Raw genomic sequence first — 25828 nt, 5'->3', positions numbered from 1 at the left:
CCGCCGTCACGCGATGCCGGGCTGAGCTTCCATATGTGAGCCGACTGCGTCGCCGGGACGCTGCCAGGGGGCGAAGCGCTGCCGGTTGATCGCGCTCGCTTCCACGCGTTCCGCGATCACGGCAACTTGATCCTCGTCGACGAGGACCTCGGCCGGCAAGGCGCGGCAGTTGTAAGTCGACGCCATAGTCGCACCGTAGGCACCGGCCGTATGGAGAACTGCGAGATCCCCGCCTTCAACCTGATCTATCTCCCGAGCCTGGGCAAAGGTATCGCCCGTTTCGCAGACGGGTCCGACGATGTTGGCAATTGTGCGTATACCTGTCGGCCGGACAACCGCAAAATCGTGCCATGCGTCGTAGAGCGCGGGGCGCATCAGATCGTTCATGGCGGCATCGACGATGACGAACGGGTGCTCCGCCCCCGGCTTGATCCAGGTGACCCGGGTCAGCAACACGCCAGCTTCTGCCACGATCAGCCGCCCGGGCTCGAACTGCAGGGTGACGTTCCAGTCGCGGGTGACGCGCTCTACCATGGCGCCATAGGCTTCGATGTCCGCGCCGGGTTCGCCGCTCCTGTAGGAAACCCCAAGCCCGCCACCCAGATCGACGTGGGTCACCACATGTCCTCGGCTCCTCAACGCGCTGAGGAGCTCACCAACGCGCTCATAAGCTGCCTCGAGTGGGACAAGATCAACGATCTGGCTCCCGATATGAACGGCGATGCCCCGAAGGTCGAGGCCGGGCAGCGCCGCAAGTCGATCGTAGATATCGATCGCTTCCGTAACCGGTACGCCGAACTTGCTCGCGGCGCGGCCGGTCGTGATCTTGGCATGGGTCCGTGCATCGATATCGGGATTGATGCGTAAGGTAGCTGGCGCACGCAGCCGGCGTTCGATCGCAAGGCTGGCAAGGAGCTGACCCTCGGCCTCGAGCTCGATATTGAATTGCCCAATTCCGGCACCGAGAGCAGCGGCGAGTTCGGCCCGGGTCTTCCCGGTACCCGAATAAATGATCGTCTCTGCAGCCATTCCCGCATCGAGCGCTGCCACGAGTTCTCCGCCGGACACGATGTCGCCGCCATACCCCTCGTTCGCCAGCAGATGAAGAAGGGCCCGGTTCGGGTTGGCTTTCACCGCAAAAGCGATCTGCTTGCGAGGGACTTCGGCAAGCGCCGCGTAGAAACGCCGCGCCGCAGCGCGCAGGGCGGTGGCGGAGTAGACATAGGCCGGCGTGCCGACGGTATCCGCGATGACATTCAGCGGTATGGCATCGGCGTGGAGCACGCCGGCTTTATAGTGAAAAGGCTTCATGGGGTGTCCTTGATGACAGGCGCTAAGGCTGGCGGTTCATGCGCCGTTCGCGCCGACGCGACCGGATTAGGTCGGGAAGCATGCGGTGGCGGCTGCCGTCGATCCGCAGGGCCAGCGCCACCTTCTTACCCTGAACGAGCAGTACCATGCCCAGGACCGTCGCGGCAAAGAATAGCAAGGTCAGAATGCCGCGCGCGCCACCAGAATCGCCGGGAGCTAGCAGCTCACAAGTTGGTCCACCTGCCAACAGCACCCCACCCAGGCAGCGCCAGAGAAGGTCCCGCCGAGTCATGTTTGAGCCATAGGTGACGCTGGCGGGGCCCGCAGCGCGAAGTCGCCCGCGCGGCTCAAAGCCTCCCGTAATCCCCGCGGAACAGGCGATGCTGCCTCATACAGGATGATGTCGGCAGGAAACTCGGCTTCAAGTTCCAGTTGGGTAGCCGGTTCGCTCACATGGAACTCCAGGCCGATGGCCGAGTCGGTCAATAGGTGTGAGCGCCACTGGGCTTCGCCGATGTGTTGGGGATCGCCGTCGATGCCCACGCCTTCGATCGACAGGAAGCCGAGCGAGCGCGCCTCCTTCACGGCCTGGATGAGAAGGATGCCGTCACCGCAGTTCACGTCGATGATCCGCACGGCGCGGCGTCCGCGCTTTCTCAAGGCCTTCAGCCGCGAGACAAGCGTGTGCCATCTCGGGTCGCGCACGGCGTTTGTAGCGGCATCCGGCCCAGGCAAGCGGCGCCAAAGAGAGAGGATCGGCAATGGAGATTGCAGCGACTGTGAAAGGGAATGGTGCATGGTCTTTCGCTCCGGTCAGGCCGCGCGTCCGAGCATCTCGACATCGGTCGGAGCGGGCTCGAACGAAATGGCTGGCACGATCCACTCAGTCGTGAAAACGACGGCGGCGCCGGGGAAGGCGTGGACTTCCTCGCGCGCAAAACGCCATGCGGCGTCACGTGAGATGAAACGTCCTTCCAATAGTCCATGGTTTTCCTGGACGAGCCAGTGTCCGGCCCGATCTTGCCCAACGTAGATCACCGATCCTCGTCGGTCAGGCTCCAGAGTGTTAGCGGCTTCGATCACGAAAAGCTCCTTAAAGCTGCGCTGTTGTGCGGCCCGGCAAGTGCGGAACTCACGATGCCAAGTTACAGAGCCCCCCGTAGGGATTCCAGATCGGAGACCGGGCCATCACATTGAAAATTCAATATTTTGATGAATGCTATTCGGGATGAAACACTATGAAATCCATACGCGGTACCGCCTGCGTCGATCTCGTATTCATATTGCCGGTCTCATATTTTGGCGCCCCAACGACCAGTCGGAGACGCGTTCATGTTCTCGGGTTCCATTCCCGCCCTCCCTACACCTTTCCGAAACGGGGTGATCGATGAGGGAGCGCTGCGCGACCATGTAAGCTGGCTTATCGAGCAGGGCTCTTCCGGCTTGGCTGCATGCGGTACGACAGGCGAAGCGGCCAGCCTCTCGCAAGCCGAACATCGCCAGGTGCTGGAAATCTGCGTCTCGGAATCGGACGGCCGGGTTCCGGTCATCGCCGGATGCGGCACTGCCAATACCGCAGCGACACTCGAGCACATCCGGCATGCTCGCGACAGCGGAGCCGCTGCCGCGATGGTCATGCCACCGTACTATGTCCGTCCGGGGCAAAGAGGCGTGATCGCTCATTTTGAGGAACTGGCGATCCATGGCGGCTTGCCAATCGTCCTCTACAACGTGCCAGCGCGCACCGGCACAGACATCATCCCGGAAACGATGGGGAACTTGGTAGCCGCCTATCCCAAAACCTTCGTAGCGGTGAAAGATGCGACCGGCGCGATCGACCGCGCATCCAGCCAGCGCGCGGCCTGCGGGCCCGATTTCTGTCAGCTTTCCGGGAATGACGAAACCGCTCTCGGTTTCATGGCGTCTGGCGGGAGCGGGTCCATATCCGTGACGGCGAATGTGGCACCGCGTTTATGCGCCGACTTTCAGGATGCGTGCAGGCGAGGGGATTTCTCTAGCGCTCTGGATTTTCAAGACCGCTTGTGGGCACTTCACCGGGCGATGTTTGCCGAGCCCTCACCTGGACCGCTGAAATATGCGATGTCCAAAGTCCGCGCCGGATACAGTGCGCAGATGCGGCTGCCCATGGTCGGTATAGACGCTGAGACGAGGCGAGCGGTCGATCGTTCGTTGGAAATGACGCTCCAGCCCGAATTACTCTCCACCCAGTAGAATCGGTTCTTGCAGGTAGATGCCGCCGGACCCGGCGCTCCCTCAATAATCGGCAGCATTCGTCGAGACCGGCCATTGGTAACTGTGTGCGTGAACGTCGGAACCTGGTCGGCTGTCGATACAGCCGTTTCACGGTCGGGAATGGCCGCTATCTCGAACCGGTTGCCCGGAACCTGCCTGTCTCTGGACGGCCGATCATGGCCATTCCACCACGCTAGGAAGAAGTTTGCAGCGTCTGCGCTTTGCCCGGTGTCGGACCGGGCGAGGTCGACCCGCGGTTCCAGTGCCGCTTTCACTTTCGGATCCGCGAGAACTTCAACGGTTATGGCGTGATCCTTGGTAGGATGGCGAGTGCTACTCACCATCAGGTCGGAGATAAGATCCTGCCGCGTCGATCATTCTTTCGAGGCGATCGAGGAGGTCAGTGTCGGCGAGGTGATGGGTCGCGATACTGATAGTGCGGTGATATTCCTCGAAACGGCGGCGCTCTTCGGCCTTCATCTCAAGATATCGCGGTGTCCGTTCCCGCAGGAGCTGGATAGCGAAGTCGGCTTCGAAGCCAGTGCGACGGTCGAGGAAGGCGACGATGGCATCAGGCCGCACCTTGCCGGCCTGGGTGACGATGTCGAACAGCGGCCGCTTCACCGCGACCTGCACTCCCTTGCGGCGCATATGGTACTGGAAGCCGACCAGAGCATCCAGAAACCTGCGCTCATCCTCGCGCTCGACGGGAATGAAGCGGTTGCCTTTGAACACCGGCTGCGCATAGGCGCGAAGCGGCAGGTAGCCTTCGCGCGGGCTATGCTCGCCGACCACGGCCAGCACGATGAACGGCGGCTCGACCTTGGCTCTGATGATGCCGGTGTGCTGGATGCGGTTGCGGATCTTGAGGTCACCGAGCCCGGTGTGGACGGTAGTGCCTGAGATCTCATGCGCTTCCAGGAGTAGGAAGGCCTGCGGTGCGAAGTCGCCCGGCCATAGAGCCTCGGCCTTGCGCAGCCGGGCGTGTACGCGGCGCGCCTCGTAGTCCTTCACGTTGAAATAGAGGTGATCCTGCAGCTTGATCCGAGGCGCGATCAGGAAGCGGCCGGCGGCCTCGCGGAGCCTGGCGAACTCGTCGCGCAGGCCGTGTTCGGGCCGGCCTTGCGGCGGCAGCGCCGGCAGGACGTTGGTGTGGGCTGCTTCGAGCAGCATCCACAGCAATCGGCCAAGCCGGGGTATCGAGACCTGCCGGCTACGATCGTCGGGTTCCTCGTCGTCGGGCTGCTGCGCCAGCTTTTCCGGTGCTTTCTTGTGCGCATTGAACAAGCCCTTCGGAAACTCGATCTCGAACAGGCTGTCGCCGGGACGCTCGCGGATGCGATCGGGCGCTTGCGGCAGATAGAATGGGCACCGGCGCAGATGGAGCGGACGGCTTGTGAGCCGCCGCAAGTAATAAGTCTCGGCTTCCGAGAGGTAAGCCGGACTGGTCAGCGGGGGCGGCCTGGTCTCCCCAAGGCAATTGCAGGCGATCCATTGCTCGTTCTCGCGCGCGATTGTCACGAGAGTAACGGACGCCCGGTGGTCGGCGTCGCTGCCCTTGCCGGTGTACCAGCGCACCAGGGCTTCGCGGACACTGCCTGGAATATCCCGGCGTCCGCCAAGTCCGTTAGTGTCGCGCGGTACTAGCCACATACCTCAAACAGCCTCTTGCAGTGGATTTTTGTTCTTGGTACGTTCTCCGCAATAGGAGAGCAGTATGACCAAGAAGTTCAAGATTGGTCGCTTCGACCTCGATATTCAACTCAGGGATGAAGCGCTCGACCCGCTCAATACCCCGGCGAAGCGCATGGCCGCCAATGCATCGATAGGCATCGAGCCGTTCGATGCGTACTATTCGACCCGTGAGTTGCGAGAGGCCGTCGAGGGCGTCCACCAGGGAGAACCCGGCGCCAAGAAGCGGCTTGCGCGGATCCTGGGCACGCAGTGCGACGACTATCAGCGCTGTCTCTACTATCAGCTGGCGGGACGCGGCATTGTCCAGATGCTGGATGTCCTGTGCTGGCTCGAGGAGATCCTGGCCAAGCGCACGATCATCTCGGCGGATCTGTTCCGCGCCAAGACCTGGCCGGCGATCATGGTCAATCCTTATGTCGCCGCGCAGCCGGACGGGCCGCTGGTCAGCGCCGATCCGAACTTTGAAGAAGGCCCGTCGTGGTATCTCGATCCCGATCTTGGCGGAATCATCGAGGAATAATCACGGCGAATAATCACAGGGCGACGACTTCCAGCTCTACCGCGTCCTGCGCGGTTGTTTCAGCAGCCCTGACGACGCGGTAGGGTTGCAACCGGCAAGTCGTACGCACGACCGCGAAAGGCAATGCGGTCTCTTCGCACATCTGCTGTGCAAGGCGATCGGCGTTGTTGCGGCTGCAAAGCTGCCGGCGCCGGCGATCAAGGATGATGTCAGTCTGCACGCGGAAACGCCTTTCAGGTGAAAATGGTGGGCGCGATCCTGCGCTCGCGCACGATCTCGAATTTGCGGTCGAGCAGGTTACCCACCCGGTATCGGCCGCTGCCGTCGCTACGGGTCAGGATGATCCGGTTCCCCTGATGCAGCACGCGCAGAAGCTCATGCCGCGTGTTATCGCCAAAGGCGATCGGCTCGGAAAACCGGATCAGCGCGCCGTCCGGCAACGTGCGCGATCGGCGTCGGATGGTGGCGAAGCACCGCCGGCGCCAGTCCAACGAGACCGGATCGTCGGTGGATGTGAGCCGCTCCAGCACGCGGAGCGGGCAGTCGTCCTCGTGGGGCCCCATGCTCTCCGACATATCCTTGTAGGCGAACACGAATCCATCTTTGGCCCTGGGATTCCAGCGCACGAGGCAAACCACCGCGGTGACCTCGCCGGCAGCGCCATCGTCGAAGCGCTGGATTGCGGCGTAATAGACCCTGTTCCCCGGGCAGGCGCTTTCGATCACGTGGCAGCCGTGAGAGGGATGCTCAGGTGTAGCAGGCCGCTCGAAGGTGAACTGGGCATCGAGGTACTGTTTCGGGCTTGTATGCCCGCCCATGCTGGCGAGCGGCATTGAGAGCCATCCCACGACGATCTCCTACATCAAGGTTGGTTGAGAGCCGGCAACATCGATCTGCAGATGGCTGGCGATCTGCCGCGCTAATGCCGGGATATCAGCGAGGCTGGGAGCACTGGCGTGGCGGACCTGGCGGCCTGGCGTCTTCCAGTGCCGATGCCGGTAAGTCAGCGCTGGCGAGCCGAACCGCTCGACTGAAAGGCGCAGGTAGAGGCTAGCCCCTTCCAGGACATAATCGCCGGCGATCGCGGGGTTGGGTGCGATATAGTCGAGCCGATAGTCGCTGCGGTTCAGCCCCAGTTCGGCGGCGATCTGGCGCACGGCGCGCTGCCCCTCGCGCTTGAAGGCGCGCAGATCCTCCGGGAGATAGTCGATGCCCTTGCGCAGGAGCGCGACGATCGCGGGCGTGTGCTTGAGCTCGGCGAGCCGCGCCATACACGCTTCGCGCAGCGGGGCATCGTCGGGATGCTCTTGCTCCAGCAAGCCGTCGGTCACGCGGGAGAGGCGTTTGGCGAACAGCTTCACGGCCGGGTCGCTCTGCGGATCGTGGCCGGCCCGCTGCGCGTCGTTGACGGCATCGTTCAGTGCAGCGATGCAAGTCGCAAAGGTGGTGAGACCTTCAGGCTGAAGGGCGCGGCGAAAACGGAAATCCAGGTCGTAGGACAATGCAAACCTCCATCATCTGGTTGGATGCATGGTCCCTTCCCTCTCCTCTTTTCAGTGGAGGGCAACGCCCTTGCGAGGCCTGGAGAGCCTTGATCGGCACGTACACGAACGCCGGGGCAAGGCAGCTCGGGGCAAGGCGTCCGAGTAGTTCAACGGTATCCGCGAGCGAGGCGCCGCCTGGAACCGACGCGATCGTCAGGGTGTCGCCGGCGACATCGGCGATTTCCCACTCGGGTTGGGCGACCATGACCAGGTAGTGAAAGGCGGCATCGGTCGGGTCTGCCGCCGCAACTTCGCGCAAGCGTTATGCAAGCGGGCGCGTGATCCTGTCCGGACCGGCATGCGCCCGATCGTAGGCGTGCTCGAGGAAGGCGGTGATGATCACCAAATCGTCGGGCGAGGCCTTAAGCAGCAGCTGGAAGTGACGCTTCATGGCGGTCCTCCTGGGTGGCGGGGATTGGATTTGTGGACCATGCAGCGAGCCATCTGTAGGCTTGCTCGGCCTTGGCAGCGGCAGTGATGATCGCGCTCTTGTCGGCCTTGAGGATCCCGATCCAGTGCTCGACGTAGCTCGCGTGGCTGTCGTGCAGCTCGCACGGTAAACCGAGATCGGAGCAGATCATGCCCGATGTCATGTCGGCCACCACCTCCTCGAAAGCGTAAGCCTTGTCGCCAAACCGGCGGCCAAACTCCCGCCCAAGTCGGTGAGCGGCGCCCGACGCGTGCGCGTACTCGTGCGCGAGCGTGGCAGCGTGATGATCGCTGCTGATGAAAGCGCCCTTCGGCGGCATATGGACGTAGTCGCCACCGGGTGAATAGAAAGCGCGGCTGCCGCCCTGGCGCAGCTCGATCGGAATGGGCGCGAAGAAGGCGTTGATCGCGTCCTGGTGTTCGGAGGGGCTAGGCGGCGTCATATCGATCGGATCGGGATGAAACCGATTGGGAAGACCCTCGATCTGGTCGCAGTTGTAGACCAGGTACGAGCGCATGAACCGGATGACGCGGGATCCGCCGTCCTCGCCGGTGAGCGTCGGGCCTTGCGCCTTGCGGATGGTGTTGAAGTAGACGCTGGGCGCCGGCCTCGCCCCTTTGACGACGCGGCCGCCAAGTTCGTCGGCCTGCCGCTGGGTCATCCAGAACCGCGAGCGATAGCCGTGGCTGTCGGCGATCGCCCACAGCAGGATGGAGTTGATGCCGGTGTACGCCTGACCGCCGGCGCGCAGCGGACGTCCATTGGCGCCGAAGCTGCGCCAAGGCCGCCGCCAGGGCAGCACGCCCTGCTCGATCTTGGCGATGATGATATCGGTGACTTCCTGCGCGATGTCGCGTTTGGCCCCGCGGCGCATGGTCCACATCCCTTCATGGCATGAGAAAAAAAGCCCGGTGGCGGTGTGCCCCCGGGCCTTAGGTTGTCATCAGGAGGTGAGCGCGCGTCAGGCGCTGACGCGGGCTTCGGCGTCGGCGTCCGTGATTTCGGTCCCCAGTTCGTCTTTAACGTCCGGGTTCGTGACCTCATCGTCGGCGCCGCCGTCGTCGTTCTGGTCGGCGTCGTCGGAGGGTTCAGCCTCGGGGTCCAGATCATCGGGACCGTCGAGTTCGAAGCGCATCGCCGCCGGCACCCAGGCCAGCGCCCGCTCCTTGATGGCGTCCTCGACGATGACCTCGCCGGCGAACAGCTTCTCGCAGCTCCCCGAGATCTCGGCCTTCTTCGACGCGGCGTATCGGTTGGACAGTTCGGCGCCGCCGACGTCCTTGAGCAGGTCGAGAATGCTGCCCTTGTTGATCCGATCGAAGTAGTTTTCCGAAGTGGGCCGCCACATCGCCGCCGGCTCGATTTCCAGGAGCATGCCAAGCTCGGCATGGATGGGATTGTACCCCGAGGCATACCCCATCTTGGCCTCGATCGATGTCGCTACGGTGTAGGCGATCCACGTGGCCTTGGCGTCATCATCCAGATCGCGGAAGGCATTGAACCGCTCGACCACGCTCTTGTGCTCGCCCCATCCCTTGTCGAGAGCCTCGTAGGCGCCGGCAATGATCTTGTCGGCCATGCCCTTAGGCACGGTGGAGTCGAGTACCGGATCCTGCGGCCGCGGTGCCTTGATGGTCGTGCCACGGTTGTCGTAGCTGTGCAGGATGCCGTCAGCGAGCGCGAAGATCGCATAATCGAGCGCCAGACCCGGATCCCCGAGTAGCGAAGCGGCGAGGATGTTGCGACGCTGGACCGCGAGTTCGTCGAACAGGCGTGCACTGTAGGCCTTGCCACCAGGCCCGGTGGCCTCGGGCGCCGAGGGCTTCGCCGGCAATGAACCCGACCCGGAACCAGTCGGCGTCTCGAAGCTGCCGCCGGTGACCTTGCCGTCCTCGCCGCGCTCCATGCGCAGGTGCTTCTCGCTGTGGTAGTCCGGCTCGAGCACCATTTCGCCCTTGGTCGTGACGATCAGGAAGCGACCGACCTCGGTCTTCCATTCGCCGGGCAGTTCGGCGGTCGGGTTGGAGAGATCCTGCATCTCCTCGTCGAGACGGTCATATTCCTCGTTGAGGGCAGCCGCTTCGGGCGATTCCTCGTCCAGTTCCTTGAGTCCGCCGCAGATGGCCTCGATGCGCTGCTCGATCTCGCCGATACGAGCAGTCGCCTCTTGCGTCAGCGGCGCCGGCGGCAGAGTGACCCGGTTGAGCCCCAGATCACGCGCGGCCTGCCAGCTCGACGTGCCGGCCACCGGCCAGATGGTGCCGAGACCGGTCTCCTCCGACAGGCGGGCTGCTTCGGCTTCCAGCTTGGCGGCTGCGAGCTGCTGCAGGATTTCGATGTCTGTCCAGCGGTCTTCGGAGGCATCGGTGAACAGGTCGCGCTCGATGCGGCCGCCGGCGGCGGTGTACGCTTCCTCGCCGACGAGCAACGCGATCGGGTCAGTCCCTCGGGTACTACCGTTCGCGATGAGACGGCGCACCTGGTCGGGGTTGTTGGCGTAGTAGCGCATCTGCTCGTAGACCCGCAGTTGCACTGCGTGCTGGTCGGTCGAGGCGTAGGCCTTGGCCATCTCTAGCGAGAGATCGCCGCTGGCGAGCGCTTCGAAGATCGGTTCGGCGAGCGCGGCAAGGCGCAGGCGACCCTCGACAAACCGCGTTGTCAGGCCGAACCGCTTGGCGACGGCCCTGGTGTCCTCGTCCTGCGAGATGAAGTGCTGGAACGCGCGGCATTCCTCGGCCGGCGTCATCGCGAGACGCTGGAAGTTCTCGGCCAGCGAGGTCTCGGCGATCTCGGCGTCGCTGGCGACCAGCAGCATGCACGGCACGGTGCGGTCCGCATCCCATGCGCCGCGCTGGACGATCATGGTCATGGCGCGCAGGCGGCGGCCACCGGCGATGACGTCGAACTGGCCGCGCTTTTTGGCCTTGGTGACGATCAGGTTCTGGAGGAGGCCACGGGCCTCGATGTCGTGGGACAGCTGCTCGTCCGCCTGGCAGTCATGGGTCTTGCGCACGTTGTTGGCCGAGAGCTGGAGCTTGTTGAGGGGGATGAGTTCTTGCACCGGATATACTCCTTCTGACGCCCCGTTCTTCTGCCGGGACACCACTCCCCTTCCCCCTCTCCTCCGGCTTCAAGCCGCCTTGAGGATCGACGCGAGTATCGCGTCTGCCTGACTTGCCGGCACGAAGATCCGGGTCTTGAACTGGATGATCTCGGTGAAGCACCCCAGCGACTTCAGCCACGTCAGCTGGCTGTAGAGTTCACCGACCAGTTCGATCCGCTGCTCGCCGTTGACCAGGCTGCGCTTGATCGTCATCGGCCAAGGCCGGTCGATCACGGCTGACCCTTTCTGGCCCAGGGCGGCGAGGACGGCAGTGGGTGAGGCCTGAAACTCGCTGGCGATCCCGAAGGTCTTGAGGATGCCGGGCACGTCGCTCTCATCGACAAGGCGGCCGAGCCAGCTGTTGCCCTCGGCATCGACGACGCGGCGTACCGCGATATAGTCGCGCGGAAGCGAGTTCCAGATCGGCAAGAGCAGCCCTGTCGCCAGATGGATCGTGTCGGTCTCGGTCCTGGCTGCGGCTTCCGCCGCCTCTTCCGACCAGAGGCGCGAGAACGTCTCGAGGTCGGTCTCTTCCCACGCGCTCTCGGCAAGGTCTGCGGCGATCTTGTACTCGTGGCGGGTGGGGCGCGTCAGCGTCACTCGCTCAATGACCAGGCCGCTATCTTCCATGAGCGACCGGGCACGCTCGGCGAAGGCAACCTTCCCCGACTTGGTGTTGAGCAGGAACCGCGGCTTGGAGATGAACTCGGCAAGACCCAGGATCCGCTCGAGCGAGGTCGGCCGCACCGCGCGCTCGATCTCGATCGAGAGCAAGTGCGACGTGACGCCGGTGCGCTCGTCGGTGCGCAGCACGACGTCGGCGATGACGCGCGCCTTGTCGGCGGCGATGGTTTCGACCCCGACGTCGAGCGTGCCGGCATCGCGCGCGGCCGCCACGCGGGCCTCTACCAGCCCCAGGAACTCCTCGAAGATCGCGTTCTGCATGCCGATCGGCAGCGCCAGGATGCGATTGAGCCAGCGCGTGATCGGCGGCAGGTCCTCGACCAGGCAGCCGTCCTCGCACGTAAGCTGCAGCCCGGACCGGCTCTCGAAGTCGACCAGGTTGGTGCTCTTCAGCTTGCCCGAGTGGAGCAAGCCGAACCAGGTCACGAGCGCAGCCTTGGCGTATTCGCTTTCGAGGTTGTCAGCAGGGTCGAACAGATTCTGGCCGCCGGTCTGGCGCTGGCCGCGCGTGAGCGCCCCCAAGCTGTCGAGCCGCCGCGCAATCGTGCTGGTGAAGCGCAGCTCACCCTTGCAGTCGGTCGTGCAGGGGCGGAACAACGGCGTGGTCGCCTGGTGCGTGCGGTGGGTTCGACCGAGCCCCTGGATGGCGCGGTCGGCGCGCCAACCGGGCTCGAGCAGGATGTGCACCCGGCGCTGCTGGTTCCTGGCGTCCAGGCTGGCATGATAGGAGCGCCCGGTGCCGCCGGCGTCGCTGAAGACCAGGATGCGTTTCTCGCCGGTCATGAACATGGCAGCTTCTGCCTGGTTGGTTCGCGCCGAGCGACCTTCCAGCTTTTGGGTGCCGTCCGATTGCGTGACTAGTCGCTTGGTCCTGCCGGTGACTTCGGCAACCGCGTCGGTGCCGTAGTGTTCGATCAGGGCGTCGAGCGCGGTCTTGATCGGCGGCATTGCGCAGATCTGCTCCATGAGATCCTGCTTGGCCTGCAGCGCCTCCTGGTTGTGAACCGGACGTCCTTCGTCATCATACATCGGCGCTGAGCGCTCGGCGCCGGTCTCGTCGCGGTAGGTCTTCATCTGCTGCGTCGGGAATGCGCGATCGAGATACTCCATGATGTATTCGCGGGGTGAGAGGTCCACCTCAAGGCGGGCGCGCTCCTCGGGGCTCAGGCCGTTGAGCCGGCGATCGAGGATGCTCTCGGCCGTGGTTACCAGCTGGATGACCACCGATTGTTCCTCGGCGATGTGCCCGTCGATCGCGGCGATCACAGTTGGCAGCTTCATCGAGAGGAGCACTTGATTAAAAAAGTGTTGTTTTGTGCTTTCAAGCCGACTTCGCGCGGCGGCCTTGGCGCCGCTGTTGAGCGTGTTTCCGGATATGTCGTCGACGACCCCGGTGAGCGCGAGCGCCCGCTCCAGGTTGCCATGAATCACCGCCCACGCATCAGCATATGCGTCGTAGATGCCGATTTGGTCGGGCCGCAGCTCGTGCTTGAGGATGTCGTATTCGACGCCGGCGAAGCTGAGAGCGCGAGCCTGGTAGAGCCCGAGCGCCTTGAGGTCGCGCGAGACGAGTTCCATCGCCGCGATGCCGCCGGCGCGGATCTCCGAGATAAAGCTCTCGCGGTTGGCAAACGAAGTACCCGGGCCCCACAGGCCAAGGCGTACCGCATAGGCCAGGTTGTTGACGTCGGACGCTCCGGTGGCCGAGGCATAGAGCACGCGTGCGTCGGGAAGGTGGTTCTGGAGCAGGACTCCGGCGATCCCCTGTTGCGATCCGGCGGTTTTGCCAAGGGCGCCCTCCCCTCCGGCGACACCGCCCATCTCGTGACTTTCGTCGAACGCGATCACGCCGTCGTAGTCGGCCCCTGCCCATTCGCGAATCTGGCGCAGGCGGCTCGCATCGTGGCGCTGGCTGCGCAGGGTCGGGTAGGTGACGAACAGGATGCCCTGCGTCAGCGTGATCTTCTCGTCGATCTTCCAGGTGGAGAGGGGTTGGACGTCGGCCGACATGCCGCCGAGCGCTTCCCAGTCTCTCCGGGCATCCTCCAGCAGCGCCTCGTTCTTGGACACCCAGATGTTGCGCTTGCGCCCATTGACCCAGCTGTCGAGGATGCAGCCGGCGACCTGACGGCCCTTGCCGGCGCCGGTGCCATCGCCAAGGAAGTAGCCCTTGCGGTACTGGCGGCCCTCCTCGTTCGGGAGGAGGCCCACGCTGTCCTTGTCGGGCACGAAGCGCCCTTGCAGGTACTGGGTCCAGGCATTGCCGGCGTAGACGATGGTTTCGAGCTGAGCCTCCGACAGACGGCGCTCATTGACAACGCGTTCGTGCAGCCTGGGCTCGTAGTGCGGCACCGGTGCGGGGATTGATCCCATCGCGACGGATTCGACGAGGTCGGTAGGATGCATGCCGGCGTCATGGAGGTCGATGCGGCTTGGCCGGTAGGGCAGATAGACGCCCGCCTGTTCGCCGAGCGGGCGCGGCACTTCGAGCGCGGTGAAGCGCACGGGAAGAACGTCGTTGCGCTTGGGTGCGATCATCGCGGCAGGCGCCGCCTTGCGGGTCGAGCGCATCGCCTTGAATAAGCTGGGCTTGGATGACCCCGATATCGACGGCTTGCGCGCCTCGCTGACGGCCGAACGGGGCACGATCGTGACGGCCTTGAGCAGCTGCGCCACGCTATCGCGCGCGATCACGGTCGGCCACGCGTGCCCGGGCTTCTTGTCGATGACGTAGATGCGCACGGCAACGCTCGTGCCTTGCTTGTGGTAGCATTTGTCGAGCCGGTATGACCCGACCACGCTGCAGCCGGTGAGGGTCGCATCGTAGGTCTTCCCCAACGCCGCATTGGTGGTGAACCAATCGGGCATGATCGCGACCAAGCGGCCGCCAGGAGCCAGACGGAAGAGCGCCGACCGCAGGTGGCGCACGGCTGCGAACTGGTCGACCCCCCTGCCCTCGGACCGGGAGAATGGTGGGTTCATCAGGATAAGCGAGGGAGCGTACCCTGGTTCGAGAGTCGCGCTGAGCAATGCGGCATCGTGACTGCTGATGGTGGCTGCGGGGAAGAGCACCTGCAGGGCTTCGCGGCGCTTGGGATCGAGCTCATTGAGGTGCAGTGACTTCACCGCCGGGAGCAGCGCGACAAGGCTGCCATGACCGGCGCTAGGTTCGAGCACGACGTCGGTCGGCTTGGCCTGGGCGAGCAGCACGACGAGCCCGGCGAGATCGAGCGGCGTCGAGAACTGCTGGTAGCGGATCTGGTCTTCGCTGCGCACGGTCTGCGTCGGCAAGGCGTTCACAATTGCCGAAAGGGAGGCGATAGCGGCCGCGTCAGCCAGCGGTGGCAGCATGAGCGCGTGTCGGATCAACCCCTGCTCGAGCAACTCGAAGCTGTCGCGCTGTGTCCAGTGACCCTCAGCGTTTGTTCCGCCGAACAGGGCCGAAGCCTCGGCGTTCAGGACTTTGCGGTCTATGGTGCCAGCGGCGATATGATGCGCGATATTGTAGATCGCAGCAATGCGGCGATCGTCCTTATGTGTGAAGAGGTCCGTCACTTGTGAGCTCCTGATGCTGACCATTGCAGCACCAAGCCTCCCCCTCCTCTTTATCGCTTCAGGTTCGCCTCCGCCCAGTCCTCGAAGGGTCGCGGTGTCTTGCGCATGAGCTCCAGCCCATCGCGCCGATAGGCGGCCCAGGCCTTGCGGGCCCCTGCCCGGCCCGCGGCGTTATTGTCCTCGGCGATGATGAGGTCGGTGATATCGTCGGGTATCGCCAGCAGCGAAAGGCGTTCGTTGCCGAGCGAGGCCCAACACACGATGTCGTGCATGGCGGTGAACGCGGCGGCGTCTTCCATGCCCTCGGCGATCGCCAGCGTCTTGGCTCCGTTCAATCGAGGCCGCCATGCACCCTGCCCTGGCCTGCCCAACATCACCTTTTCGGTCCGATAGCCCGTCTCAGGGTCGAGGAAGATCCGCTGGATTGCGGTGAGCTGCAGGCGTTCTCGCACCGCCACGAGGAGTGCGGGCTTGAACGCGGTGTGCGGCTTGGGCTTGTGTGGGCAGCGCGGATGAAAGCGCAGGTCTTCCAGATCGACCGGAAGCTGGCGTAGACGCAGGTATCGCTCAGCCAAGGTGCCGGCGATCTCCACGGCCTCCTCCCACAGCCGGATGACGTTGCCGGTGCCGAGCGACTGGCGGTATTCGGGCATTGGGGTGCCGAGCGCCGGCTTCACGCGCCGCAATTCGCGAAGGACATCGTCGGGTTGGCAGCCAGCAAAACAGTGGACGATGATTCCCCTGTCACCTTGGCGGAGCGAGAGGCTTGGCTCCCCATCTGCATGTGCCGGACATAGGCACATGGCGTAGCTCCCGTGCCATCTGCCACGAAGGGCCGCTACCACGTCAACGAGTGCCTGGGAGGGTCTGTTGGCCTTGAGTGTCATGGTCGTTCCTTTCCGACCAAGCTCATCCCTCTCCCCCCTCTGACGGCTTAGAGACCTGCATACTCCGGCATTCCGCCGAGCGACTTATGGGGCATTATGACGGCATGTCCTGGCCGCCTGCTAGGTCCAACAAGCCGTCTTTCCGAGCTTGGGCCGGGCACAACGGTTTTTCTTCAAAGGCAGTTGTAAGCGGCCGACTGTGATCGAACTTAATTATCGCAATTGATCACGGCCCTATCAGCATATAGAGATAGATACGCGATAGCCGAACCAAGCCTCCTCCGCGAGGCTCTACATGAAGTACAAAACGACGTTCCTGGTTGCTGCTTTTGCGTTCGCAAATGCGCACACAGTTGCTGCTCGACAGGCTGAGATCAAGTCCTTCAGCCCAGTTGCGGGCGATTTCCAGCTTATCGAGCCAAGCTTTGAAGCGCCGCCAACTGCAAAGACTACTGGGTATCAACCCGCTGACCCAGAAATACAGCTGGATCAGGAGTTTGCTGCCTTAGCTCCTGATCCTATTCCCCTATCGAAAACCGACGTCGTTCAGACCCTGAGGATCCCGACCTGGATGAAGGGTTCCTTGCGTATAACCACGCCGTCCCTCCCTTTCTACGCGACGACGACGCCGCCGTCATCGGGGAACTGTGTCCCTGTTAGATACGCACCGCATCCCTCTCTCAACGCGTCACAGGAATTACGTCGCCAGCGCTACTTCAATCAAATGGTGGCTGCAGCGTGCGGGGCAGGGGTCCCAGTCGATTTGTTTGATGCCCTTATTATCCAGGAGAGCCGCTATAACCCGCTTGCAGTCAGCACCAAGGGAGCCTCTGGTCTGACCCAGTTAATGCCAGCGACCGCCCGTTCGCTCGGGATCTTTGATCGTTGGAATGTGTCACAGAATTTGCTCGGGGGCGCTCGGTACCTTCGGAAGCAGCTTGATACGTTTGGTAACTGGGCTCACGCGCTGAGCGCTTACAACGCAGGGCCTGGGACTGTCATCAAATACGGCGGAGTTCCGCCGTTCCGGGAAACTCGCGGGTACGTCCGTACAATTCTCTCAAGTATGGACACATATCAGCGGAGCCGTGGGCAAGGTGGATTGAGGTGGTCGATCCCACGACGCGGCGTGACCCTGGCTTCGTTCAACCGGTAGGTTCGATATTCCAAAATACGTCGAAGCCGACGTGGTGGGCGAATGCCAGGGCGACGGCCGCGATTACCGGCGCTCCGAGGAGATAGTTCTTCTGCCATCGCAACCAAATTTTCGGAAGAGCGAGAACAATGTCGGCCATAGTCGCGAGGGGAGGGCGCCACGCCCCGACCCGTACCTCCTGGATCGTGAGCATCACCGCGAGGGAGGCGCACAGCAGCGCCATCGATCCAACCGCAATGTAAAGCGAGGTCCAAGCGATGAGTGCTTCATGGTTCATTGAGAGGGGTCAGCCTTTAACACCTGAGAATCACATTAATAGACGGGCTCAGGGTAAGTTCCTGTGCGCTCGCGGCGGCCGAAAAAGGAATGCCGATGTGCAAATCTAAAGCGCCCGCCTTGCGATTTATGCCGCGACGATGGACCTTGGGAGCCTTAAGGATCATGCCGTCGGCGCGCTGCTGACTTGTCATTAATAGACAAACCGTTCCGGTCTTCCGGCCATTTCATTGTTAAGCAGACGCGGCTGTCATGGCCAAAAGGTCACTGGGCTAAGAATTTCGACGGTCCTGGCCGTCTATTCCCCATCTGATCCCAGCAGTGCATAAGCCAGATCGATTCGACTGGTGGCATCAGGGATTGGCAGAGGTCAAGCTGTGGTTTGGTCGCAGGCGGGCGCATAAATCACCGTCGAGCTCAAAAGGCGCGTTCCCCACACTGCTGCCGATATACGGCCGGCTACACCGGAGGCTTGATTGCACGAATCTATATTTCGACGCTCAAGGTTGGCAGGTCCGTTCTCACGATCGACCTTACGGGAGATTGGTCACAGGGTCGAACCTCGCGCGAGGCGCTGCATCTAGGCGGACTTGGGACTGGACAGTCCCCTGGGTCGGCGAGCATACCGCTCAAGCCTATACGCCATGTGGCTTTCTCTGATGGCCCGCTGCGGTGGCGCATCAATTTCGCAGCCGAATGGAAGCATGGCCCCGTGAGCTTTGGTTTCCGGCGACAATTTTACGATAGGTATCACGCGAGGGCTTCAATGGTCGCCGCCCGCCTAGTTTAGCGCATCTCGCGCCAGTTCTACCTCGATCTCCACGCTGCATATCGACCGAACTTAGGGTCCGGCATACCGGGGCAATACGAAATCCGTTTCGTGATCCAGAACCTACTTGACCACAATGTCACCAAGGTTTTCAACCGCGGCGCCAACCTCAGCCCTTATGGAGGGCCGAGGGGACGCCGCGTCGTGTTGACCCTTGCCCCCCATTGCCGCTTTGAGCCAGCTCACGCATCAACTAAAGTAGGAGGCGTGCCACCTTCGGTAGGGATTGCTTGGATCCTCAAACGGCGCGACAATGAAGTTATGAGGCTACCTGTGAACGCTTGTTGAGTCACTGATCGCGGCACTCGTTAGCCCGGCTTCGGCGTAGCCGAAGAAGGAGAGCGGGTTATGCTGAAGCAGGGGCTGGAAAATATAGAGCAACAAGTGCTTTCCCGCCTCGGCGAAGGAGCCGAGCCGGTCCCTCCTGTTTCCGAGGAGTGCGTCGCCTTTGGTCCCTTCCGGCTCTATCCTAACCGGCGATCGCTTTTTTGCGGCGACGAGCCGGTCCTTGTCGGCGGGCGCGCGATGGACATGCTGCTTGTTTTAGCCGGGCACAAAGGTGAAATTGTCAAGAAAGACGACTTATTCGCGGCCGTCTGGCCGGACGTGTATGTTCACGAAAGCAATCTCAAAGTCACAGTTGCAACGCTCCGGCGCACGCTTCGCAGACATGCTCCAGCAGAAAACTTCATCGCAACGGTGGCTGGCCGAGGATACTGGCTTGCCGATCTTCCGACACCTACAAGCGCTATATCGCAGATCGATACATCTCAGATACCTGACCAGTCCAACTCCATCATCGGGCGTACCGACGCCATTGCTGAGCTCTGCGAGGTCATTTCCCAGCATCGTCTGACCTCGGTTGTCGGTGTCGGCGGGCTGGGCAAGACGACGGTTGCGTTGGCAGCCGCTCACCAACTTGCAGAAGAAGAAGAGCAGCTTGTTGCTTATGTCGACATGTCCCGCGTCGCCGGAGACGAATTTGTAGCCCCGACGATTGCCGCAGCCCTCAACATCACGCCAGGCCAAGGGGACATTCTCCGGGCGATCATGTCGATCCTCTCGCAACGGAAGGCACTGCTTCTCCTTGATACTTGCGAGTGCGTGCCGACGGCTGTCGCGCACTTCTGCAACGTGCTGCTCGCCAGCACCCAGGACGTCCGGATACTGGTCACCAGCAGGCGAATTTTGCAGGCGCGGGAGGAGAGGGTTTTTTGGCTCGACCCCCTCGAAAATCCTCCGGTTGGAAGGATCGACACCGCTCAAAGCGTGCTGGGTCATACCGCACCGCAGTTGCTGGCGGTTCGGGCGAAAGCAAAGTCCGGCTATTCGCTTACAGACGCGGATGCGGCCGCCTTCGCGGAGATTTGCCGGCGGCTTGATGGCGTTCCCCTGGCGATCGAATTGGTCGCCTCTCGGTTTGCCAGGCGCTCGGCAGCGGAAGTGCTGGCCGAACTGCAGAACCGTTTTCGACTGCTCAGGAACGACGAACAGGGCGTCCCGCTACGCCAACAGACGCTGCTGCTCACGCTCGAGTGGAGCTACGCCCTTTTGACGCGGGACGAAGCGGCGGTTCTCCGGGCGATCTCAATGTTCGAAGGGGCGTTCGACCTAGACGCGGCGGTCCGGCTGATGTCGTTGGATGATTTCACGCCGGCAGACACGTTCGAGGCACTGTCCGGCCTTGTGGCAAAGTCCATGCTGACAACGGATCGGGTCGCTGGCGAGCATCGTCACCGCCTGCTCGACACCACGCGGGAATTTGCCGGCGATTTGCTGGAGGCTCATGGCGAAGCGAGGCGCTTCGCGCACATGCACGCCCAGATTCAACGCGACCTCCTTCAAAAACTGATCCTGGAGCGCCCAACGGTTCCCGCCGTTCGTTGGCGCGCCCATTGCGGCCGCCTGATCGGCGACCTTCGTAAAGGGCTCGCTTGGGCAATGGGGGAAGCCGGAGACGTGCACCTCGGGGTAAGGCTGGCGGCGGCCGGATTCCCCGTGTGGCGTGAACTCGCCTTCGGAGTCGAAGCCCTAGAGAATATCAAAAGGGCTTATGCGGCCTACGAGCAGGTCGGGTTGACCGATCAATCACTGAAACTTGAGCTTCTGGCCGGACTATCGGCGCTGAACTCCTATCTGTCGCAAGACCACGCTTCGGCGGTGGGTACCTACGCCGCAACTGTCGAGCTGGCGCGTACACTGGGCAAGACGGAGCTGGAATGGCGGACTTTAGGCGCTTGGGCGCGGTTCGCAATGAGAGGGGTCGAGCAAGACGGTGTCGGCGCAGTTCTGGACGCAATGAAGCGCGCGGCCTTCAAGGCAAATGACAAAATCGCCCTTTGGGAGGAACAACAACTTCGGGCGCAGCGCGAAGCGAACCAGGGCAGATTCCCTGCCAGTCGGCGGAGATTGGAAAAGCTCCACCAAGACCTTTCATCCCGTCGCGATGCGGGATTGCATGATTCTGCCGCGTCGGTCGCCATCTGCGTGAAGAAGAATCTCGCGAACAATTATGTGCTAACGGGTCGCCCTGCCCTTGGGTGGGAGATGCTTGACGAGATATCGGTCGAGATGCTTGGTTTCGACCGTGAGGAGGTCCTGCTCGACTGCCTCGCCTCAGGCCTGATTTATTGCGCGATCGAAAGTGGTGACTTTGCTCGCGCACGGCGATTCAACGAGTTGTTGCGCAAGACGATTTACAGGTTCGGCCTGGCTGGCTGGCTTCCCATTCTTCGAGCAAACGACGAATCGATTGCCGCCCTCGCGGGTGACACATCGCGGTCGTCTGCACTGCTTGAGGCAGCAGACGTCTTGCTTGGCGGAGACGCGCTTCTCACCAATCGCGCCTATGCATCCGTGTTGATACGGGCCATGGCAGCGTCTGGGTTGAAGACTGAAGCCTCAAACCTCATTGCAAAATGCTTTGCGATCGGGCTCCACGCTTGGATCCGTCCTGAATTCCTGCGCCTGCGGGCCCAAGCCGAGCGTTGGGCCGGGAACCCCCAAACTGCCCTCGCCACGCTTCAGGAGGCTTTAGAGGCCAACGAGGGAACCGGAATGGCGGTCGCCCGACTTCGGATGGCGATCGACATGGCGCATGTCTTCGATGATCTCGGCACGCCGCATTTTGCATCCTCGATTCTCTCATCGGCCATTGGCATGTTCAAAGACGGTAGCGACACTCCCGACCTGCAGACGGCCCGAACGCTATTGCAGGCGGTGTCACCAGTCGGGAACTCGGACCAAGTAATTCACGTGAAAGCCAGCTGAAGGCGATTTTCGACGCTTCACAACGCTTAACAACAGCCTCGTTGGCGAGCTGCTATTCTTGAGCCGAAGATAGTTGCCAGGGGGCAACTGCCAAAGCTCTGGGAGTTCGTCTGATGCACATCCATGTTGCGCCGGCCGAGGCGATGGACGCGCATAAGGCTGCAGCCTACGCGCACCAGCTCCTCCTGGCCGAGTATATCCATCGCTCCGCGAACGATTTTGCCGTCGCGTGCGCAGAGGTCACTGTCGCCGGTCGGCAACCGACCTTGGCGAGCACACGCGATCGCCTCGAAACGCTCACTGATCGGCTTTATTCGCTCGCGTCGATTCAACGGTTGCTTCAACCGCCGCGCGCCGACGCGGTGGATCTGGCCAACCAGCTTGGCGATCTGTGCCATCATCACGCGCAGGCCAGATTCGCGGAGCAAGGCGTGTTCGTCCAGCTTCGCGCCAACGACATCGAAGTCGATGCCGAACGCGGTTGGGCGCTGCTGATGATCGTCTCCGAACTCCTCACCAACGCGGCCCGCCATGCCTATGTACAGCCCGGCGGCCTGGTAAAGGTCGACATCGTGCGGCGGGGCGATGAAGTGATCTGCCTTGTGAGCGACGATGGGATCGGCATGCCACAGGCGAAACCCGTCGGCCGAGCAGGCACGGCGATTGTCGCCGAGTTGGCCCGAGGTGCCGGGATCGAATTCAATTCACACCCCTGCCAGGTTGGCACAACCGTCGAGTTGCGGATGCCGATCTACGCCCGCTAACAAGCCGGATGCGATTGGAGTCGCGTTTCCGCGCTCAGTTCCCGAAGTGCTTGAGCTTCCAAGCAGCAAACCGCTCGTGCGTCTGCGGCTTGATGAAAAGCGTCACGATCTCAGGACAGGCCGCCTGGATGCGGTCCTCGATATGCTCCACGGTGTCCTCGATGCCTCGAGCGGTCAGCTCTTCATCAAATTCGACACTCAGCGCAACGACGATTTGGTCGGGCGCGAGCTGGACGGTAATCGTCCCCTCGGCATTTGTTACCCCGCGTTGCGAACGTGCGAGGTGGACAGCGTCGTTCATGACATGAGGTGCGGCGCGCTCTCCGATCAGCAGACTCTTGCTTTCGCGGGCGAGGACGATCGCTACGCCCGCGAGTACAAGTCCAATAAGGAGCGATGCAACGCCGTCGAGCACCGGCATGGCGAGACGCTCCGAGAGGTAAATACCGGCGGCTGCGATGAAGATACCGATCAGCGCAGCGCTATCCTCGAACAGAACCACGAATGTGGGCGGATCCTTGCTTCTGTGGATTGCCTCCCAGTAGCCCATCTCCCCACGCGAAGCGTCAAGCTTGCGCTTCGAGGCGAGCCAGGATGGCGCCTCACAGCAGAAGGACAATGCGAGCACCACGTAATTGACCAGTACATGCTCGATCGGCTCCGGGGAGACGATGTGCTGTATGCCCTGATAGATCGAGACTCCGGCGCCGAGCGCGAACACCATCAGCGCGACGATGAAGCTCCAGAAGTAGAGTTCGCGCCCATAACCGAGGGGATGAATGATATCGGGCCGTCGCGTCGATTGATGATAGCCAAGAAGGAGAAGGCCTTCGTTGGCGGTGTCGACCACCGAATGCACCGCTTCGCTGACCATGGCGGCGCTGCCAGTGACTGCCGCTGCTACGATCTTGGTAATCGCGACCAGCACATTGCCGGCAAGCGCGAGAAGCACGACATTGCGGGCCGAATTGGACGGGCGGACCATCGCTCAATGCTGCATCGACAGATTGGTCAGGCTCTCCATCGGCATCATGTTCGCATTCAGGTTGGCCATGATCCAGAGCGATCCCGCGATGACGAGGAAAACGATCAGCAACCCGAACGCGAGCGCGAGCACATTGTTGGTGTTATCTGGTCCAGTCGTGATGTGTAGAAAAAAGACGAGGTGAACCCCCATTTGGGCGATGGCGAGGACGCATAGACCGATTGGAACGCCCGGCTCCCAGAGCATATTTGTGGACGCCACCCAGAAGGACGTCGCAGTCAGCCCCGCCGCCAGCACCAGACCAATGACATAGCCGCTGATCCCGGCAAGAATGTCGGATTGCTCGTCGCCGGGCGCCGCATCTCCGTGGCTGTGGGACTGGATCGGTGTCTTGCTCATGGCAGCGTCCCCAGAAGATAAACGACGGTGAAAATGGCCACCCAGATAATGTCGAGGGCGTGCCAGAAGAGGTTGAAGCAGGCGAACCGACGCATGATGTCTGCCCTGAATCCCTTTGCCTTGAACTGAGCGATCATCGTTCCGGCCCAGAGCAGTCCCACCGCAACATGGAGGCCGTGACAGCCGACCAGCGCAAAGAAGGCGGACAAGAACGCGGATCGATCCGGACCTGCTCCCTTCCCGATCAGTTCGGCGAACTCGATGATCTCCAGAACGAGAAACGCCACGCCGAGCGTTGCTGTCACCAGAAGCCCGATCTGCGCCAAACGGCGCTTGCCCGCCTCGGCGGCCTTCGCCGCCAGACCGCATGCAAAGGTCGATAGGAGCAGTAGCACCGTCTCGATTGCGACGGTCGTGCGGCTAAACAGCTCGTTCGTTATCGGACCGCCGGCGGTCGCATTCTTCAGCACGGCGTAGGCAGCGAACAGCGCCGCAAACATGATGATGTCCGAGAGCAGGAAGATCCAGAAGCCATAGGCGACAACGATCTTCTTTGGCGCGGGGCCACCGGCGCCACTCCCTGGGGTTTCGTCCCCTCCCCCGCCCGCTCTGCCAAGATGGTGTGGATCGACGGGGGTCTGGATGGAGGCTGTCGCGGTCGTCATGACTCTCTGCTCAGCGAAGGGAGAAGGATCTCGGTTCGGAGGCGCCTCCGCTCGCGGTCGAGCCGGGCCACTTCGTCCGCCGAGATTACGAACTCGTCGACGTCGCGCCACGCGAAGAAGACAAACACCACATAGGCGCCGAGCAGTCCGAGTATAACGAGCCACCAAATGTGCCAGATGAGCGCGAAACCCGTGACGGCCGCGAAGAAGCTGGCGACCACTCCGGTCGGGCTGTTGCGCGGCATCGCAATCGCCTCGTATTTCGGCTCATCCACGAGGCGCTGTTGCTTGATTGCCAGGCTCTTGATGCCCCAATAGGCCTCCTCGCCATGAACGTCGGGCAGGACCGCAAAATTGAAGCTCGGTGGCGGCGACGTGGTCGCCCACTCGAGGTTGCGCCCATCCCACGGATCTCCGGTGAGGTCCCGACGCTGATCGCGCTGGCGGATTGAGACCACGAGTTGGGCGGCCTGACAGAGGATGCCACACAGGATGACCAGCGCCCCAACCATCGCGATATGCATGTACGGTACCCAGTTCGGGTCATCGTAATGCTGCATGCGACGCGTCATGCCCATGAGGCCGGCGGCGTAAAGCGGCATGAAAGCGAGATAGAAGCCGAGGAACCAGCACCAGAAGGCGGCCTTCCCGAGGCCCTCGTGCAGCCGGAAACCGAACGCCTTCGGGAACCAGTAGGTGTACCCCGCGAAGACGCCGAAGATCACGCCACCGATCACGACGTTGTGGAAGTGGGCGACGAGAAACAGCGAGTTGTGCACGACGAAGTCCGCCGGCGGGATCGCCATCAAAACGCCCGTCATACCGCCGAGCACGAAGGTCACCATGAAGCCAACGGCCCAGAGCATCGGCACTTCGAACCGGACCCGTCCACCGTACATCGTGAAGAGCCAGTTGAAGACCTTCACGCCGGTTGGAACGGCGATGATCATCGTCGCGATCCCGAAAACGGCGTTCACGTTGGCGCCCGCCCCCATCGTGAAGAAGTGGTGGAGCCAGACAAGAAACGAGAGGATGCAGATCGCCATCGTGGCGATGATCATCGAGCGGTAGCCGAACAGCGGCTTGCCGGAGAACGTCGATACGACCTCAGAGAAGATGCCAAAGGCTGGCAGGATCAGGATGTAGACTTCGGGGTGACCCCAGGTCCAAATCAGACTGATGTAAAGCATGGCGTTACCGCCGCCGCCGTTAGTGAAGAAGTGGAAGCCGAGGTAGCGGTCCAGCGTCAGCATCGCGAAGGTGGCGGTGAGGATTGGGAAGGCCGCTACGATCAGCAGGTTCGTAGCAAGCGCGGTCCAGCAGAATACCGGCATGCGCGTGTAGGTCATCCCGGGTGCGCGCACCTTGAGGATCGTCGTCACCAGATTGATGCCCGACAAGAGCGTTCCGACCCCGGCGATCTGTAGCGACCACAGATAATAGTCGACGCCGACACCGGGCGAGAAATCGAGTTCCGATAGCGGCGGATAGGCGAGCCAGCC

The 25828-nt window shown here is 62.3% G+C and carries 24 protein-coding genes; 5 read left to right on the top strand and 19 right to left on the bottom strand.

Going from position 1 to position 25828, the window contains the following annotated elements:
- Positions 1-6 precede the first annotated feature (6 nt).
- The 4 genes from lysA to PMI02_RS26700 form a co-directional block, all read right to left on the bottom strand.
- Positions 7-1311, bottom strand: coding sequence for a diaminopimelate decarboxylase (gene lysA / locus PMI02_RS25410; protein ID WP_007688496.1), 1305 nt, complete (start codon positions 1309-1311; stop codon positions 7-9).
- Positions 1312-1333: 22 nt separating this feature from the next.
- Positions 1334-1459, bottom strand: a complete 126-nt coding sequence (locus PMI02_RS28245) for a hypothetical protein (protein ID WP_255348724.1) — start codon at positions 1457-1459, stop codon at positions 1334-1336.
- Positions 1460-1599: 140 nt separating this feature from the next.
- Positions 1600-2109 carry a hypothetical protein gene (locus PMI02_RS25400; RefSeq protein WP_007688491.1) on the bottom strand — a complete coding sequence of 170 codons (510 nt, stop codon included), beginning with the start codon at positions 2107-2109 and terminating at the stop codon, positions 1600-1602.
- Between the two features lie 15 nt (positions 2110-2124).
- Complete coding sequence (locus PMI02_RS26700; RefSeq protein ID WP_007688489.1) at positions 2125-2394, bottom strand: hypothetical protein; 270 nt, start codon at positions 2392-2394, stop codon at positions 2125-2127.
- A gap of 249 nt (positions 2395-2643) precedes the next feature.
- Between PMI02_RS26700 and dapA the strand changes: the two genes are divergently transcribed.
- Positions 2644-3543, top strand: coding sequence for a 4-hydroxy-tetrahydrodipicolinate synthase (dapA, locus tag PMI02_RS25390; RefSeq protein WP_007688488.1), 900 nt, complete (start codon positions 2644-2646; stop codon positions 3541-3543).
- A gap of 354 nt (positions 3544-3897) precedes the next feature.
- Here dapA and PMI02_RS25385 read toward each other — a convergent pair whose 3' ends face one another.
- Entirely contained in the window at positions 3898-5142 is a 1245-nt protein-coding gene (locus tag PMI02_RS25385; protein WP_086000136.1) for a hypothetical protein, read from the bottom strand.
- Between the two features lie 139 nt (positions 5143-5281).
- Between PMI02_RS25385 and PMI02_RS25380 the strand changes: the two genes are divergently transcribed.
- Positions 5282-5779 (top strand): hypothetical protein, encoded by a 498-nt coding sequence (locus PMI02_RS25380; protein ID WP_007688483.1) that lies wholly within the window; start codon positions 5282-5284, stop codon positions 5777-5779.
- A gap of 13 nt (positions 5780-5792) precedes the next feature.
- On the opposite strand, the gene PMI02_RS25375 is transcribed toward PMI02_RS25380, so the two are convergent.
- The 9 genes from PMI02_RS25375 to PMI02_RS25345 form a co-directional block, all read right to left on the bottom strand.
- Entirely contained in the window at positions 5793-5999 is a 207-nt protein-coding gene (locus PMI02_RS25375; protein ID WP_036505483.1) for a hypothetical protein, read from the bottom strand.
- A 13-nt stretch (positions 6000-6012) separates the two neighbouring features.
- Positions 6013-6612 carry a hypothetical protein gene (locus tag PMI02_RS25370; RefSeq protein WP_052025733.1) on the bottom strand — a complete coding sequence of 200 codons (600 nt, stop codon included), beginning with the start codon at positions 6610-6612 and terminating at the stop codon, positions 6013-6015.
- A gap of 24 nt (positions 6613-6636) precedes the next feature.
- Positions 6637-7281, bottom strand: coding sequence for a hypothetical protein (locus tag PMI02_RS25365; RefSeq protein ID WP_007688479.1), 645 nt, complete (start codon positions 7279-7281; stop codon positions 6637-6639).
- A complete protein-coding gene (locus tag PMI02_RS27475) occupies positions 7235-7582 on the bottom strand; it encodes a hypothetical protein (protein ID WP_157222682.1) in 348 nt (115 codons plus the stop codon). The genes PMI02_RS25365 and PMI02_RS27475 overlap by 47 nt, the downstream gene beginning before the upstream one ends.
- 3 nt (positions 7583-7585) lie before the next feature.
- Positions 7586-7714: a hypothetical protein gene (locus PMI02_RS28240; RefSeq protein ID WP_007688476.1), complete on the bottom strand. Its 129-nt coding sequence runs from the start codon at positions 7712-7714 to the stop codon at positions 7586-7588.
- Positions 7686-8627 carry an ArdC family protein gene (locus tag PMI02_RS25360; RefSeq protein WP_007688474.1) on the bottom strand — a complete coding sequence of 314 codons (942 nt, stop codon included), beginning with the start codon at positions 8625-8627 and terminating at the stop codon, positions 7686-7688. The genes PMI02_RS28240 and PMI02_RS25360 overlap by 29 nt, the downstream gene beginning before the upstream one ends.
- A gap of 87 nt (positions 8628-8714) precedes the next feature.
- Positions 8715-10814, bottom strand: coding sequence for a ParB/RepB/Spo0J family partition protein (locus PMI02_RS25355; RefSeq protein WP_007688473.1), 2100 nt, complete (start codon positions 10812-10814; stop codon positions 8715-8717).
- Between the two features lie 69 nt (positions 10815-10883).
- Entirely contained in the window at positions 10884-15095 is a 4212-nt protein-coding gene (locus PMI02_RS25350; RefSeq protein WP_007688471.1) for a strawberry notch-like NTP hydrolase domain-containing protein, read from the bottom strand.
- A 50-nt stretch (positions 15096-15145) separates the two neighbouring features.
- Entirely contained in the window at positions 15146-15772 is a 627-nt protein-coding gene (locus tag PMI02_RS25345) for a toprim domain-containing protein (protein WP_369751255.1), read from the bottom strand.
- Between the two features lie 505 nt (positions 15773-16277).
- Here PMI02_RS25345 and PMI02_RS26695 point away from each other — a divergent pair.
- Positions 16278-17138, top strand: coding sequence for a lytic transglycosylase domain-containing protein (locus PMI02_RS26695; protein ID WP_007688467.1), 861 nt, complete (start codon positions 16278-16280; stop codon positions 17136-17138).
- Here PMI02_RS26695 and PMI02_RS25340 read toward each other — a convergent pair.
- Positions 17128-17415 (bottom strand): hypothetical protein, encoded by a 288-nt coding sequence (locus tag PMI02_RS25340; RefSeq protein ID WP_007688464.1) that lies wholly within the window; start codon positions 17413-17415, stop codon positions 17128-17130. The genes PMI02_RS26695 and PMI02_RS25340 overlap by 11 nt on opposite strands.
- A gap of 1176 nt (positions 17416-18591) precedes the next feature.
- Between PMI02_RS25340 and PMI02_RS25335 the strand changes: the two genes are divergently transcribed.
- Together PMI02_RS25335 and PMI02_RS25330 are read left to right on the top strand one after the other, a co-directional pair.
- Positions 18592-21513, top strand: coding sequence for a winged helix-turn-helix domain-containing protein (locus PMI02_RS25335; RefSeq protein WP_007688462.1), 2922 nt, complete (start codon positions 18592-18594; stop codon positions 21511-21513).
- A gap of 113 nt (positions 21514-21626) precedes the next feature.
- Complete coding sequence (locus PMI02_RS25330; protein ID WP_007688460.1) at positions 21627-22277, top strand: sensor histidine kinase; 651 nt, start codon at positions 21627-21629, stop codon at positions 22275-22277.
- Between the two features lie 34 nt (positions 22278-22311).
- Here the strand turns inward: PMI02_RS25330 and PMI02_RS25325 are convergent, their stop codons facing one another.
- From PMI02_RS25325 to PMI02_RS25310, 4 genes are all read right to left on the bottom strand, one after another.
- Positions 22312-23262 (bottom strand): cation diffusion facilitator family transporter, encoded by a 951-nt coding sequence (locus tag PMI02_RS25325; RefSeq protein ID WP_007688458.1) that lies wholly within the window; start codon positions 23260-23262, stop codon positions 22312-22314.
- Positions 23263-23265: 3 nt separating this feature from the next.
- The gene (gene cyoD / locus PMI02_RS25320) at positions 23266-23661 is read right to left on the bottom strand and encodes a cytochrome o ubiquinol oxidase subunit IV (protein WP_007688456.1); all 396 of its coding nucleotides are present in this window, start codon (positions 23659-23661) and stop codon (positions 23266-23268) included.
- Entirely contained in the window at positions 23658-24326 is a 669-nt protein-coding gene (locus tag PMI02_RS25315; protein WP_007688454.1) for a cytochrome (ubi)quinol oxidase subunit III, read from the bottom strand. The genes cyoD and PMI02_RS25315 overlap by 4 nt, the downstream gene beginning before the upstream one ends.
- Positions 24323-25828 (bottom strand): cbb3-type cytochrome c oxidase subunit I (locus PMI02_RS25310; protein WP_007688453.1); only part of this gene is annotated, 1506 nt, incomplete at its 5' end. The genes PMI02_RS25315 and PMI02_RS25310, both read right to left, overlap by 4 nt.

The sequence above is a fragment of the Novosphingobium sp. AP12 genome (assembly GCF_000281975.1).
Taxonomy (GTDB): Bacteria; Pseudomonadota; Alphaproteobacteria; order Sphingomonadales; family Sphingomonadaceae; genus Novosphingobium.
This window is presented reverse-complemented; position numbering and strand designations above follow the sequence as displayed.

What these genes read in the sequence shown, in the direction of transcription:
- PMI02_RS25325 (WP_007688458.1), bottom strand. Translation starts at nt 23,262, where the DNA reads ATGGTCCGCCCGTCCAATTCGGCCCGCAATGTCGTGCTTCTCGCGCTT.
- cyoD (WP_007688456.1), bottom strand. Translation starts at nt 23,661, where the DNA reads ATGAGCAAGACACCGATCCAGTCCCACAGCCACGGAGATGCGGCGCCC.
- PMI02_RS28245 (WP_255348724.1), bottom strand. Translation starts at nt 1,459, where the DNA reads ATGGTACTGCTCGTTCAGGGTAAGAAGGTGGCGCTGGCCCTGCGGATC.
- PMI02_RS26695 (WP_007688467.1), top strand. Translation starts at nt 16,278, where the DNA reads ATGAAGTACAAAACGACGTTCCTGGTTGCTGCTTTTGCGTTCGCAAAT.
- PMI02_RS25380 (WP_007688483.1), top strand. Translation starts at nt 5,282, where the DNA reads ATGACCAAGAAGTTCAAGATTGGTCGCTTCGACCTCGATATTCAACTC.
- PMI02_RS25370 (WP_052025733.1), bottom strand. Translation starts at nt 6,612, where the DNA reads ATGCCGCTCGCCAGCATGGGCGGGCATACAAGCCCGAAACAGTACCTC.
- PMI02_RS25340 (WP_007688464.1), bottom strand. Translation starts at nt 17,415, where the DNA reads ATGAACCATGAAGCACTCATCGCTTGGACCTCGCTTTACATTGCGGTT.
- PMI02_RS25400 (WP_007688491.1), bottom strand. Translation starts at nt 2,109, where the DNA reads ATGCACCATTCCCTTTCACAGTCGCTGCAATCTCCATTGCCGATCCTC.
- PMI02_RS25315 (WP_007688454.1), bottom strand. Translation starts at nt 24,326, where the DNA reads ATGACGACCGCGACAGCCTCCATCCAGACCCCCGTCGATCCACACCAT.
- lysA (WP_007688496.1), bottom strand. Translation starts at nt 1,311, where the DNA reads ATGAAGCCTTTTCACTATAAAGCCGGCGTGCTCCACGCCGATGCCATA.
- PMI02_RS25335 (WP_007688462.1), top strand. Translation starts at nt 18,592, where the DNA reads ATGCTGAAGCAGGGGCTGGAAAATATAGAGCAACAAGTGCTTTCCCGC.
- PMI02_RS28240 (WP_007688476.1), bottom strand. Translation starts at nt 7,714, where the DNA reads ATGAAGCGTCACTTCCAGCTGCTGCTTAAGGCCTCGCCCGACGATTTG.
- dapA (WP_007688488.1), top strand. Translation starts at nt 2,644, where the DNA reads ATGTTCTCGGGTTCCATTCCCGCCCTCCCTACACCTTTCCGAAACGGG.
- PMI02_RS25360 (WP_007688474.1), bottom strand. Translation starts at nt 8,627, where the DNA reads ATGCGCCGCGGGGCCAAACGCGACATCGCGCAGGAAGTCACCGATATC.
- PMI02_RS25330 (WP_007688460.1), top strand. Translation starts at nt 21,627, where the DNA reads ATGCACATCCATGTTGCGCCGGCCGAGGCGATGGACGCGCATAAGGCT.